At 70.1% G+C, this 12,232-nt stretch carries 12 protein-coding genes and 1 pseudogene; 9 read left to right on the forward strand and 4 right to left on the reverse strand.

The genetic code is table 11. The features are described from left to right. Window positions 1-27: 27 nt before the first annotated feature. Both G537_RS0117045 and G537_RS0117050 read right to left on the reverse strand, forming a co-directional pair. Entirely contained in the window at window positions 28-969 is a 942-nt protein-coding gene (locus G537_RS0117045; RefSeq protein WP_026871153.1) for a threonine ammonia-lyase, read from the reverse strand. After that, window positions 966-2,030, reverse strand: coding sequence for a succinylglutamate desuccinylase/aspartoacylase family protein (locus G537_RS0117050; protein WP_211230411.1), 1,065 nt, complete (start codon window positions 2,028-2,030; stop codon window positions 966-968). Before G537_RS0117050 ends, G537_RS0117045 begins: the two co-directional genes overlap by 4 nt. 149 nt (window positions 2,031-2,179) lie before the next feature. On the opposite strand from G537_RS0117050, the gene G537_RS0117055 reads away from it, so the two are divergent. The 9 genes from G537_RS0117055 to G537_RS0117095 all read left to right on the forward strand — a co-directional run bounded on the left by G537_RS0117055 (window position 2,180) and on the right by G537_RS0117095 (window position 10,044). Then, window positions 2,180-2,938, forward strand: coding sequence for an IclR family transcriptional regulator (locus tag G537_RS0117055; RefSeq protein WP_026871155.1), 759 nt, complete (start codon window positions 2,180-2,182; stop codon window positions 2,936-2,938). 193 nt (window positions 2,939-3,131) lie between these two features. Further along, complete coding sequence (locus tag G537_RS0117060; protein ID WP_034851991.1) at window positions 3,132-3,821, forward strand: GntR family transcriptional regulator; 690 nt, start codon at window positions 3,132-3,134, stop codon at window positions 3,819-3,821. After that, a complete protein-coding gene (locus G537_RS0117065; RefSeq protein ID WP_026871157.1) occupies window positions 3,818-4,780 on the forward strand; it encodes an alpha/beta hydrolase in 963 nt (320 codons plus the stop codon). The genes G537_RS0117060 and G537_RS0117065 overlap by 4 nt, the downstream gene beginning before the upstream one ends. 17 nt (window positions 4,781-4,797) lie before the next feature. After that, the gene (locus G537_RS0117070) at window positions 4,798-6,012 is read left to right on the forward strand and encodes an ABC transporter substrate-binding protein (RefSeq protein WP_026871158.1); all 1,215 of its coding nucleotides are present in this window, start codon (window positions 4,798-4,800) and stop codon (window positions 6,010-6,012) included. A gap of 13 nt (window positions 6,013-6,025) precedes the next feature. Further along, window positions 6,026-6,943, forward strand: a complete 918-nt coding sequence (locus G537_RS0117075; RefSeq protein ID WP_034851992.1) for a carbohydrate ABC transporter permease — start codon at window positions 6,026-6,028, stop codon at window positions 6,941-6,943. Beyond that, the gene (locus tag G537_RS0117080; RefSeq protein WP_155888634.1) at window positions 6,943-7,779 is read left to right on the forward strand and encodes a carbohydrate ABC transporter permease; all 837 of its coding nucleotides are present in this window, start codon (window positions 6,943-6,945) and stop codon (window positions 7,777-7,779) included. Before G537_RS0117075 ends, G537_RS0117080 begins: the two co-directional genes overlap by 1 nt. 29 nt (window positions 7,780-7,808) lie before the next feature. Beyond that, window positions 7,809-8,693: a sugar phosphate isomerase/epimerase family protein gene (locus G537_RS0117085; protein WP_026871160.1), complete on the forward strand. Its 885-nt coding sequence runs from the start codon at window positions 7,809-7,811 to the stop codon at window positions 8,691-8,693. Further along, complete coding sequence (locus tag G537_RS0117090; protein ID WP_026871161.1) at window positions 8,690-9,682, forward strand: Gfo/Idh/MocA family protein; 993 nt, start codon at window positions 8,690-8,692, stop codon at window positions 9,680-9,682. The genes G537_RS0117085 and G537_RS0117090 overlap by 4 nt, the downstream gene beginning before the upstream one ends. A 167-nt stretch (window positions 9,683-9,849) precedes the next feature. Then, window positions 9,850-10,044 carry a hypothetical protein gene (locus G537_RS0117095; RefSeq protein ID WP_026871162.1) on the forward strand — a complete coding sequence of 65 codons (195 nt, stop codon included), beginning with the start codon at window positions 9,850-9,852 and terminating at the stop codon, window positions 10,042-10,044. Window positions 10,045-10,125: 81 nt separating this feature from the next. Here the strand turns inward: G537_RS0117095 and oxlT are convergent, their stop codons facing one another. Both oxlT and G537_RS0117105 read right to left on the reverse strand, forming a co-directional pair. Beyond that, entirely contained in the window at window positions 10,126-11,442 is a 1,317-nt protein-coding gene (gene oxlT / locus G537_RS38410; protein ID WP_034851993.1) for an oxalate/formate MFS antiporter, read from the reverse strand. A gap of 320 nt (window positions 11,443-11,762) precedes the next feature. Next, window positions 11,763-12,232, reverse strand: a pseudogene (locus tag G537_RS0117105) (succinate--CoA ligase subunit alpha); the annotation flags it as partial.

The raw sequence follows: 12,232 nt of genomic DNA on the forward strand, positions 1-12,232 counted from the left end.
GGAGGGCTTTGCCTCCGGGCCCCGCGCTCAGGCGGCGAGGCCGTCCGTCCCCGCGCCGCACACCAGGCCGCAGACCACGTCGCCGTGGCGCGGCACGACCCGGCCGGATTGCAGCGCCGCGACCGAGGCGGCGCCGCTGAGGTCGGCGGCGAGGCCGAGCTCGAACCACAGCCAGCGCGCCGCCCGCTCCATGTCCCGGTCCTCGATCAGCACCACCTCGTCGACGGTGCTGCGGATGATGTCGAAGATGCGCGGATCGGTGCGGCCGCAGGCCATGGTCGGCACCGCGGTGGTGACGGCGTCGAGCGTCACCACCCGCCCCGCGTCCAGGCTGGCGCGCAGGGTCGGGGAGCCGACGGGCTCGATGCCGACGATCCGGGCCTTCGGATAGGTGGCGCGGATCGCCGTCGCCATGCCGGCGGCCAGGCCGCCGCCGCCGATCGCGATCAGGAACAGGCTGACCTCCGGCAGCTCCTCGGCGATCTCCAGCGCCACCGTGCCCTGCCCCGCGACCACCTCGGGATCGGCGAAGGGATGGAAGTAGACGGCGCCCGTCTCCCCGGCGAAGGCGCGGGCGGCGCGGTCGGCCTCGTCCCACACCATGCCTTCGATCCGGATCTCCGCGCCCCAGCCGGCCAGCTTGGCGCGCTTGGCCGGGGACGCGTTGCCGGGCAGGAAGACGGTGGTCTTCACCCGGGCGAGATGCCCGGCGCGGGCTACGGCGAGGCCGTGATTGCCGCCCGAGGCGGTGACGATGCCGCGGGCCAGCGCCGCCGGGTCGGCGGCCAAGAGGCGGTTGGTCGCCCCACGCGCCTTGAAGGAGCCGGTGACCTGCAGGCACTCGAGCTTCAGCCACAGCGGCGCCGCTGTCGGCGCCTCGAGCAGCTGGTCCGCCCGGATCAGCGGCGTCCGCCGGACATGGCCGCGGATCCGGTCGGCCGCGGCCGTGATGTCGCCGAAGCCGATCATCCGAGGCTCCCGCGATAGGGCGAGGCGACGACCAGGCAGCAGTTGCCGGGCCGCACCCGCCCGGGCTGGCGCCGGGCGTAGACGATGCCGTCGGCGCCGTAGCGCAGCTCGACCGGCGCGCGCCCGGGATCGTGCAGGAAATGGATCCGCCCGGCCGGCTGCCCGGCCCGCACCTCGGCGCCGTTGCGATGATAGGGCTCGAACACGCCGTCATCGCTGGCGATGACATAGGCGGAGGCGCCCAGCACCTCATAGACCTTCGGATCGGGCCGGCGCGGCGTCGCGAAGGACGGATCGAGCACGCCGAGATGCGCCAGCACGCTGCGCACGCCGCGCCGGCAGAGGGCCAGCGCGTCGAGCGACACGGTGCCCGCCCCCGCCATCTCGGTGCCGACCACGGTCAGCCCGGCGGCGACGGCGGCGGCGGTGGCGGTGCGCGGCTCGCCCAGATTGTCGACCACGACGGTGATCGGCGCGTCGAAGGCCAGCACGGCGTCGATGTTGCGCCGCAGATGCGCCGGATCGGCCGCCGGCTCGACGATCGCGCTCGGAAGGATATCAAGCGACGAGCCGCCGGAATGGAGGTCGAGGAAGGCGTCGCCCAGCGGCAGCAGCACGTCCTGCACATAGGCCGAGATCTGCCGGGTGATGGTGCCGGCCGGCTCGCCCGGGAAGGTCCGGTTGAAGTTCAGCCCGTCGACCGGCGAGGTGCGCTTGCCGGCCACCACCGCCGGCAGGTTGATCGCCGGGATCAGGATCAGCCGGCCCTGGATCGTGCCGGGGTCGAGGTCGCGGATGATCTCGCCGAGGGTGATCGGCCCCTCGTATTCGTCGCCGTGATTGCCGCCCTCGAGGATCACGGTCGGGCCGGTGCCGTTGGCGATCACCGCCAGCGGGATGCGCACCGTGCCCCAGGCGTCGTCGTCCGGCGATTGCGGGATGTGGAAGAAGCCGACCTGCCGGCCCGGCTTGTCGAAGTCGATATCGGTGAACGCCGTGCTGCGGCGCACGGCCGGCCCGCCCCTGCTGGATCCCACCGCCACGGTCTCGATGTTTTCCACCGCGAATGCCTCCCCCCTGCGGCTGTCGTCGCCGCCGTGGAGAAACGCTAGGGTTGTTTTATTGGTGATGTCAACATCATATATAAAACACTCATCGGAACGCCGGCGGCGGCGATACAGTCCGGCCCGGAATCGCTTGGGGGTTGAATGTGACGGAGAAGAAGGCGGGCTATTCGGCGCCGGCGCTGGAGAAGGGCCTGGACATCCTGGAACTGCTGGCCAGCCGCGACGAGCCGCTGTCCCTGACCCGCATCGCCGATGAGCTGGGCCGGTCGAAGAGCGAGATCTTCCGCATGGTGATGGTGCTGCTGGAGCGGGACTACCTCGCCCGCGACCCGGCCACCGACGACCTGACGCTGACCAACCGGCTGTTCTCGCTGGGGCTGCGCACGCCGCGGGTGCGCAACCTGGTGACCGAGGCGGTTCCGGTGATGAACGCGCTGGCCGCCGAGACCGGCCATTCCGCCCATCTGGTGGTGCTGTACCGCGGCCGCACCGTCGTCCTGGCCTCCGTCTCCGGCGAGCCGGACATCAGCTTCACCCTCAATCTCGGCTTCAACCGGCCGGCGGTGGACGCCACCTCGGGCCAGGTGATCATCGCCTTCCAGCCGCCGGAGACGCAGCAGCGCCTGATCCGCGAGAGCCTGCCCCAGGCGCAGGGCCGGGTGACCGAGGCGGAGCTGACGAGGGACCTGGCCCGCATCCGCGACCGCGGCTTCGAGCTGCATGAGAGCCGGGATTTCGTCGGCCTGACCGACATCTGCTGCCCGATCCTGGACCGCAGCGGCCACGCCGTCGCCAGCATGATCATCACCTGCATCAAGCGCCACGGGCAGGAGGTCCGGCTGATGGACACGCTGGACGCCCTGAAGCGCGCCTGCGCCGTGATCAGCCAGACCGCCGCGTGATTCCCAACACGCCTCGAGGGTCGTCATGGCGAGCCGGCGAAGCCGGCGTGGCCATCCTGGGGCCGGTGCGAGCTGCCCTGGATGGCCACGCCCCTTCGGGCTCGCCATGACGGCTTTTGCCTATGGTTGGGATCGGGCTTGCACATCCTCAAATTATCGATATCGTTATCAATATCGATAATTCGAATCAGGGATGCAGATGCTCGCCATCGCGCAGGAGGGCGTGCGGCCCGGCAAGAGCGCGGAGGTCTTCGACGGCCTCAAGCGCATGATCATGCTGGGCGAGCTCGCGCCCGGGCTGGCCCTGCTGGAGCTGGAGCTGGCGCAGCGCTTCCAGTGCAGCCAGGGCACGGTGCGCGAGGCGCTGCTGGCGCTGCAGGAGGAAGGGCTGGTGCATCGCCAGCCGCACAAGGGCACCCGCGTCGCCGACTGCACCGAGGACGAGGCCGTCGAGATGTTCCGGCTGCGCCATGGCATCGAGACCCGCGGCATCGTCCGCGCCCTGCGGCGCCCCGACCCCGCCTTGCTGCCGGACCTGACCGCCCTGATCGAGGGGATGGAGGCGAAGGCGCGGGCCGGAGACGAATACGGGCAGACCGAGTTGGACCGCGCCTTCCACCGCCGCCTGTTCCGGACCGCCGGCCTGCCGGCGGTGGAGCCGCTGCTGCACCGCTGCATCCTGCACAACCACCGCTTCAAGATCACCCGCAGCGGCGAGCGGCGCGACCTGATGGCCACGGCCCGGCGACACTGGACCATCGTCGAGGCGCTGACGGCGCGGGACGAGGCCGCGGCGGTCGCCGCCATCGGCCACCATATCGAAACCATCGTCGATGTCGGCCCGTCGATCTTCGGCGCCGCCGAGGAGGGCCGCACGGCATGACCGGCTTCGATCCGAACGACGCCCCGAACCCCGAGATGGCGGCGATCATGGCGCGGCTGGCCGCCGAGGACGGGCACCTGCCGGACCCGACCACCCTGCCGGCCGCCGCGGGCCGGGCCCAGGCCGAGGCGGGCAACCGCCGCTGGAACCAGGAGCTGCCGCCGATGGAGACGGAGGCGCTGGTGCTGCCCGGTGGCATCGCCCCTCGCCCCGCCCGTCTGTTCCGGCCGCCATCGGCGCGCGGTGCGATCCTCTACATCCATGGCGGCGGCTGGGCCTTCTGCAGCCTCGACACCCATGACCGGGCCATGCGCTGCCTGGCCGAGGCCACGGGCATGGCCGTGATCGGCATCGACTATCGCCTGGCGCCGGAACATCCCTACCCCGCCGGGCTGGACGACGCGATCGCGGCCTGGCGCGCCCTGCCGGAGGTGCTGGCGCAGCATGGCCTCGCCGGTCCGGTCGGCGTATCGGGCGATTCCGCCGGCGCCAACCTGGCGCTGGCGCTGATGCTGCGCGAACAGGACGCCGGCCGGAAGCTGCCGGGTTTCGGCCTGCTGTTCTACGGCGTCTATGCCGTCAACCACGACACCGAGTCCCACCGGCGCTTCGGCCCCGGCGGCTACGGCCTGACCACCGCGAAGATGATCCGGTACCGGGACTGGTACGCGCCCGATCCCGCCACCTGGGAAGAGCCGCTGATCTCGCCCCTCATGGCGTCGGACGCCGCGCTGCGGACGCTGCCGCCGCTCTATCTCAACGCCGCCGGGCTCGACCCGCTGCTCAGCGACACGCTGGCGCTCGGGGAGCGGCTGCGGGCGCTGGGACGGGCGGACCCGGTGCGGGTCCATCGCGGCGTGATCCACGGCTTCATGCAGATGACCACCGCGCTGCAAAAGGCCCGAACGGCCTTCGCCGAGGCCGGGGCCTGGGCCCGGCGCTTCAACGACAACGCATAGAGGGAGGAGGAAACGTCATGAGGAAGATGCAGGGTGCGGCCCTGGCCGCGCTGCTGGTTCTGGCCGCGGGGACGGCGCAGGCCGAGAGCACCGTCCGCTTCTGGTACCATTTCGACAATCCGGACAACCCGGTGGCGGATCTCGTCGCCAAGTTCGAGGCGGCCAATCCGGGGATCAAGGTCGAGGCCGAGAACATCCCCTGGAACAGCTATTACGACAACCTCTACACCGCGATCGCCGGCGGCAACGCGCCGGATGCGGCGATGGTGAAGCTGTTCGCCCAGCCGCGGCTGGTGGAGATGGAGGCGCTGGAGCCGCTGGACGACCGGATCGCCGGCTGGGACGGCAAGGCCGATCTGCAGGACGACCTGCTGAAGATCAATGCCGGGCCGGACGGACAGCAGTACTACCTGCCGGTCCAATACGTCGTCTCCTATCTTTACTACCGCGCCGACCTGTTCGCCGAGGCCGGGCTGCAGCCGCCGAAGAGCTGCGACGAATTCCAGAAGGCGGCCGAGGCGCTGACCCGCGACACCAATGGCGACGGGCAGCCGGACCTCTGGGGCTTCGGCTTCCGCGGCGGCAAGGGCGGCTACGACCATTGGGGGCCCTTCGTCCTCTCGGCCGGCGCCAAGTTCGAGAAGGGCGGGCTGACGACGCCGGAGGTGATCGCCGCCAACAATTGGCTGGTCGATCTCTATCGCGGCCAGAAGCTGTTCCCGCCCTCGGCGCCGAATGACGGCTTCCAGGAGATCATCGCCGCCTTCCAGCAGGGCCGGACGGCGATGACGATCCACCACATCGGCTCCTCCGCCGGCATGGTGAAGGCGCTGGGCGACAAGGTCTCCGCCGTTTCCGTGCCGGAATGCAACGGCGGCCGCTGGACCTCCTACGGCGACGAATCCCTCGCCGTCCTGTCCTCGGCCGAGGACAAGGACGCCGCCTGGAAGTGGATCGCCTTCCTGGCCAGCGGCGACGCCAATGTCGAGTTCAACAAGGCCACCGGCCAGCTGCCGGTGACCAAGAGCGGCGCGGCGAAGTGGACCCTGCACGAGAAGCGCTTCGTCGACGCCACCGTCCAGTCCCTGCCCTTCGCCCACAGCCTGCCCGCCGTCTCCCAGACCGCTGATTTCGTCAACACGGTCTGGCCGGCGGCGATGCAGCGGGCCCTGACCGGCGAGATCACGCCGGAGCAGATGATGCAGGAAATCGAGCAGCTCTACGCCCAGTAAGGCCGAGGACCCGATGTCGATGACCCTGGCGACGGCCCGGGCGGCGCCGGCCCGCGGCGAGAAGCGGACCCGGATCCTGCCCTATGTGCTGCTGAGCCCGGCGGTGCTGGTGACGCTGCTGATCGTGTTCCTGCCGATGCTGCAGGCGCTGGTCCTCAGCCTGCACGAATTCGTGCTGTTCCGGCCGAACCGGATGCCTTTCGCCGGGCTCGACAACTTCGCCAAGGCACTGGCGGACCCGGTGTTCTGGACCTCGCTGCAGCACACGGCGCTCTGGGTCGGGATCACGGTCCCGGCCCAGCTGCTGCTCGGCCTCGTCACCGCGCTGCTGCTGAACCAGCGCTTCTGGTGGCGGCCGCTGGCGCGGGCCGTCGTCATCATCCCCTGGGCGCTGCCCAGCGTCGTCATCGCCCTGATGTGGCGCTGGATCTACGACCCCAACGCCGGGGTGCTGAACGACGTGCTGGTCCGGCTCGGCATGCTGCAGGGCGCCTTCCCCTGGCTGGCCGATCCCGGCACGTCGCTCTATGCCATCATCCTGACCCTGACCTGGCAGGGCTTCCCCTTCTTTGCAGTGATGATCCTGGCCGGGCTGCAGGCGGTGCCGCGCGACCTGTACGAGGCGGCGGCGATCGACGGCGCGACGCCCTGGCAGCAGTTCTGGCGGATCACCCTGCCCTCGATCGCCGGGGTGATCGCGACCGCGGTGCTGCTGCGGCTGATCTGGGTCGCCAACTCGATCGACGTGATCTTCGTCATGACCGGCGGCGGCCCCGGCTACGCCACCCACACCCTGCCGCTCTACGCCTTCATCAAGGCCAGGACCAATCTCGACTTCGGCTACGGTTCGGCGCTGGCGGTGATCTTCACTCTGCTGCTCGCCGGCTTCGTCCTGGCCTATCTGCGGCGCACCACGAGGACCATGGACTGATGGTCACCCGCAGCTCCCCCTGGCAGCGCGTCGCCATGATCCATCTGCCGATGCTGCTGATCGCGGGCTTCGCGCTCGGCCCCTATCTGTGGATGGCGCTGACCTCGCTGACGCCGCCGGACGACATCGTCGGCCGCGGCGTCGCCGCCGACCCGTCGGCCTGGACCGCTGCCAGCTACGAGCGGCTGTTCGGCCGCACCAGCTTCCTCGCGAACATGGGCCACAGCCTGATCGTGGCGCTGGGCACGGTCGCGGTCGGGCTGACGCTCAGCGTCACCGCGGCCTACGCCTTCTCGCGCTTCCGCTTCGCCGGGCGCCGGCTGCTGATGGTCCAGTTCCTGGTCATCAACATGTTCCCGATCGTGCTGCTGATCCTGCCGCTGTTCGTGCTGATGCGGCGGCTCGGGCTGCTCGACACCCACATCGCGCTGATCATCGCCAACGCCACCGTCGCCATCCCCTTCGCGATCTGGATGATGACGAGCTACATCGACGCCATCCCGAAGAGCCTGGACGAGGCGGCGATGACCGATGGCTGCAGTCGCCTCGGCGCGCTGTGGCGGGTGATCCTGCCGCTCTGCATCCCCGGGCTCGTCGCGACCGGCATCTACATCTTCATCACCGCCTGGAACGAATACCTCTACGCCCTGACGCTGGGCGGCCGCACCGTCCGCACCATGACCGTCGCGATCCAGACCCTGATCGGCGAGTACCAGATCGAATGGGGCCTGCTGACCGCCGGCGGCGTGGTCGGCGCCCTGCCCGCCACCATCCTGTTCCTCCTCGTCCAGAAACGCCTGATCGGCGGCCTGACCCAGGGCGCCGTGAAGGGATGACCGACCCTCGACCGAAAGTGATCCCGACAATGCCGAACCCGATCGGCCTCATCTCCATGCAGGTCGCGCGCCCCTTCACCGCCGAGCACTTCGGCTGGTTCGAGCGGATCCGCGCCATGGGCTACGACTTCATCGAGCTGCTGGTGCCGGAGCCGGGCGAGCTCGACCTCGCCGAGACCCGCCGGGCGCTGGAGGGGTCCGGCCTCTCCGTCGTCCTGGCCGCCCGGGTCAACCTGCAGCGCAACCTGACCGGCGACGGTGCCGCCGCGCGCGAGGCCGGGGTCGCGTATCTGCGCTACGCCGCCGACTGCGCCGAAAAGCTCGGCGCCCGCATCGTCGGCGGGCCGCTCTACGGCAACCCGCTGGTCTTCGCCGGCCGGCCGCCGGCGCCGGTGCCGGAGGATCTGCGCCTGCGCCGGCAGGACTGGTGCGTCGACGGGCTGCGCCGGGCCGCCGACGCCGCCCGAGACCACGGGGTGACGCTGGCGGTCGAGCCGCTGAACCGGTTCGAGACCGACGTCCTGTGCACCACCCGCCAGGGGCTGGAGCTGATCGATCTGGTCGGCCGGCCGGAGGTGCGGCTGATGCTCGACACCTTCCACATGCATATGGAGGAGGCGGACATCGCCGAGGCGATCCGCCTGGCCGGCGACCGCTTCGTCCATTTCCAGGCGAACGAGAACCACCGCGGCTTCGTCGGCACCGGCGCGACCGACTGGGTGGCGGTGGCGCGGGCGCTGGCCGAGGTCGGCTATGAGGGGCCGATCTCGGTCGAGCCGTTCCGCCGCGACGACGACCGCTTCGGCGTGCCGATCGCGCAATGGCGGCCGCCGCATGAGGACGAGACGGAGAAGCTGACGCATAGCCTGGCCCTGCTGCGCGGCGCTTTGGCGATGGGGAGACATCGGCGATGAAGATCGGCTGGATCGGCTGCGGCACCCACGCGACCCAGATGCTGCTGCCGCAGCTGACGCGCCACGATGTCGAGCTCGTGGCGCTGTGCGACGTCGACGGCGCCAACCTGGCCCGCGCCGCCCGCCAGTTCGGCGTCCGCGCGACCTACGCCGACCATCGCGACCTCTTGGCCCATCCCGGGCTGGACGCGGTCGGCATGGCGGTCGGCCCCGCCGCGCACCACGCCATCGGCCTAGCCGCCCTGGCCAAGGGGCTGCCGGTGTTCATGGAGAAGCCGCCCGGCGGCACTCTCGCGCAGGCGGAGGAGCTGCTGGCGGCGTCGGAGCGCGCCGGCAAGCCGCTGGTGGTCGGCTTCATGAAACGCTGGTCGATCGGCAACCGCATCGCCGGCAACATCGTCCGCGGCGGCGAGTTCGGCCCGGTGCTGGGCTTCTACGGCTCCTACATGACGGCGCCGACCTATTTCCGCGGCGCGGTCGACTATTCGGGATTCTTCCTGCACCACTGCATCCACTACATGGACCTGCCGGCCTTCCTGGCCGCCTCGCCGATCCGCGAGCTCACGGCGCGCAAGGTCGAGAACGGGCCGGGGCGCCTCTTGATGCACATCGCGCTGGGCTTCGACAGCGGCGCCATCGGCACCATCGTCATGGGCACGGTGCAGTCGCGCGGCACGCCGATGGAATTCATCCAGATCATGGGCGACCACCGGCGGCTGGAGGTGCGCAACGTGATCGACGTGACCTACTACCGCGACCCCGCCTTCAAGACCCAGGATCCCGGTGCCACGCTGTCCGGCACTCAGGACGCCCTGACCTGGTCGCCCAACTTCACCGCCGCCGCCAACGAGGACGTGAAGGGCTACCACGCCCTGCTGGAGGTGACGCTGAAGGCCTTCCGCGACGAGGCGGCCGACGCTCCCACCATCCGCGACGGCGTCACGGCCATGCGGCATCTGGAGACACTGCGGCGCCAAGTCGAAGGATAGACTTGGCAGGCCGGGGGCGGGCGAGCAGCGGGAGAGCCCGCTCCCTGGCGCATCGGCTGTCATGCAGAAATGCAAAACTGTACTATGTATTTTGTATACCAGATTTCATTGCACTCTCCCTGCCGCGCTGCCATATGTGCAGCGCAACACGAACGCAGGAGAGCGATATGACCACCCTTCTCGTGCTCGGTGCCGCCTTGGGCTTCGCGCTTCTGGCCTATGCCGCGGGCCGGCTGGCCCCGGCGGAGATGGGCCGCGCCCCGCTGGCGCTGCGCCCCGCCTCCCGCTTCGGCCGCGCCCCGCAGCCCGACGAATCCGAAGCCGCCGACCCGGCCTGGGCCAGCTTCATGCGGGCGATGTGAGGCACGCGCGCAAAGAAATGGGAGGCAAGCAGGCTTGCCTCCCGGGGATTGTCTCGATTGCCGGGGTCGTCCCGGCCCGGTTCAGTTGGCGAGGCGCGGCTCCCCGTCCAGGGCGGCCTGGGCCCGCGCCTGTTCCAGCGCCCGGGCCCGCATCGGCTTGAGCACGAACATCGCCATCACCGCCGCGACCACGTTCACCAGCGCGGCGAAGATGAACACCATGTCCCAGCTGCCGAGCTGGCTGACCGCGACATTGGCGAAGGGCACCACCAGCGAGGCCGTCCCCTTCGCGGTGTACAGCAGCCCGGCATTGGTGGTGGCGTAGCGCGACCCGAAGGTGTCGCCGCAGGTCGCCGGGAACAGCGAGTAGATCTCGCCCCAGGCGAAAAACACCATCGCCGTCAGGATCACGAACAGCACCGGGTCCTGGCCGAACTCCATCAGCATGACGATGCCGACCGCCTCCAGGAAGAAGGCGAGGAACATCGTGTTCTCGCGGCCGATATGGTCCGAGACCCAGCCGAAGAACGGCCGGGTGACGCCGTTCAGCACGCGGTCGAGCGACAGCGCGAAGGTCAGGGCCGGCATGGTCAGACCCAGCAGGCTGACCGGGGTGTCGCCGATCTTGAAGTCGGCCGCGATCGGGGCCAGCTGCGCCGTCGCCAGCAGGCCGCCCGAGGCCACCATGACGAACATCGCATACATCACCCAGAACACCGGGCTGCGCAGCATCTCCGCCGGCGCATAGTCGCGGCGGGTCTGCACCACCTTAGGCTTCACCACCGGCAGTTGCCCCTTGGCCGGTGTCGCCAGCAGGAAGGACAGCACCACGACCGCCCCGCCCTGGATCAGGCCGAAGGTCAGGAAGGTCGCCTCATAGCCCGAGGAGTGGATCATGTTGGCGATCGGCACGATGGTCAGGGCCGAGCCGGCGCCGAAGCCGGCCGCGGTCAGCCCCGCCGCCAGGCCGCGCCGGTCCGGGAACCATTTCAGCGCCGCGCCGACGCAGGTGCCGTAGACGGCGCCGGCGCCGATGCCGCCGATGGCGGCGGCGATGTAGAGCATGGTCAGCGAATCCGCCGCCGAGTTCATCGCCCAGGCGATGGCGCAGAGCAGGCCGCCGACCAGGACGACGACGCGCGGCCCGAACTTGTCGACGAACCAGCCTTCGACCGGCACCAGCCAAGTCTCGGTCAGAACGAAGATGGTGAAGGCGACCTGGATCGCCGCCCGACCCCAGTGATGCGTCGCATCGATCGGGCCGACGAACAGGGTCCAGCCATATTGCAGATTGGCCACCATCGCCATGCAGACGATGCCGATGAGCAGCTGCAGCCAGCGTCCCCCCGGCGGCCCTTTGCGAACCGGCTCCGTCTGAGATGAGGTTTCAGTCAGCATTTCCGTCCCAATCCTTCGCATGTCGGTTGAGGCAACCCCATGGCATCGGAGGTGACGGCCCGTGACGGACGCCATCGTCCTCGAGGAGGGGTGCGCCGGACTGCGGCCGCCGGACCGGCGTGGACCGGATTCGGTGGGTCAGCAGTACCCGTCGTGCCGATGTGTCGATCGGCTGCCCCTCCCCTCGGTTATGTCGTTGTTATCCGGGGCCGTTATGGCGGGCCCTCTGGCATACCAAATGCAGAACCTGAGATACCAAAGAACGTTTCCGCCGCGCTGGCAAGCCGGAATCGTGGCTGCGCCGCAGCATCTCGTGGCCGTTATTCGGCGGCCGCCCTGGCGCCGCCCTGCAGCACCCGGATCATCGTGCTGCCCAGAGCGGCGGGGGAGTCGGCGACGGCGATGCCGGCGGCCTTGAGGGCCTCGATCTTGTGGTCGGCGGTGTCGTGGCCGCCGGAGATGACGGCGCCGGCATGGCCCATGCGGCGGCCCGGGGGCGCGGTGCGGCCGGCGATGAAGCCGACCACCGGCTTGGTGGTGCCGCTGGCCTTGATGAACTCGGCGCCCATCACCTCGGCGTCGCCGCCGATCTCGCCGATCATGATGATGCCCTCGGTCTCCGGGTCGCCGAGGAACAGCTCCAGCGCGTCGACGAAGCTGGTGCCGTTCACCGGGTCGCCGCCGATGCCGATGCAGGTGGTCTGGCCGAGGCCGGCCGCCGTGGTCTGCGCCACCGCCTCATAGGTCAGCGTGCCCGACCGGCTGACGATGCCGATCTTGCCGCGCTGGT

The sequence above is a fragment of the Inquilinus limosus DSM 16000 genome (assembly GCF_000423185.1).
GTDB classification, from domain to species: Bacteria; Pseudomonadota; Alphaproteobacteria; order DSM-16000; family Inquilinaceae; genus Inquilinus; species Inquilinus limosus.

Excerpts from the sequence above, each read along its gene's own strand:
- G537_RS0117070 (WP_026871158.1), top strand. The coding sequence starts at position 4,798 with ATGAGGAAGATGCAGGGTGCGGCCCTGGCCGCGCTGCTGGTTCTGGCC.
- G537_RS0117085 (WP_026871160.1), top strand. The coding sequence starts at position 7,809 with ATGCCGAACCCGATCGGCCTCATCTCCATGCAGGTCGCGCGCCCCTTC.
- G537_RS0117060 (WP_034851991.1), top strand. The coding sequence starts at position 3,132 with ATGCAGATGCTCGCCATCGCGCAGGAGGGCGTGCGGCCCGGCAAGAGC.
- oxlT (WP_034851993.1), bottom strand. The coding sequence starts at position 11,442 with ATGCTGACTGAAACCTCATCTCAGACGGAGCCGGTTCGCAAAGGGCCG.
- G537_RS0117090 (WP_026871161.1), top strand. The coding sequence starts at position 8,690 with ATGAAGATCGGCTGGATCGGCTGCGGCACCCACGCGACCCAGATGCTG.
- G537_RS0117045 (WP_026871153.1), bottom strand. The coding sequence starts at position 969 with ATGATCGGCTTCGGCGACATCACGGCCGCGGCCGACCGGATCCGCGGC.
- G537_RS0117080 (WP_155888634.1), top strand. The coding sequence starts at position 6,943 with ATGGTCACCCGCAGCTCCCCCTGGCAGCGCGTCGCCATGATCCATCTG.
- G537_RS0117075 (WP_034851992.1), top strand. The coding sequence starts at position 6,026 with ATGTCGATGACCCTGGCGACGGCCCGGGCGGCGCCGGCCCGCGGCGAG.
- G537_RS0117065 (WP_026871157.1), top strand. The coding sequence starts at position 3,818 with ATGACCGGCTTCGATCCGAACGACGCCCCGAACCCCGAGATGGCGGCG.
- G537_RS0117095 (WP_026871162.1), top strand. The coding sequence starts at position 9,850 with ATGACCACCCTTCTCGTGCTCGGTGCCGCCTTGGGCTTCGCGCTTCTG.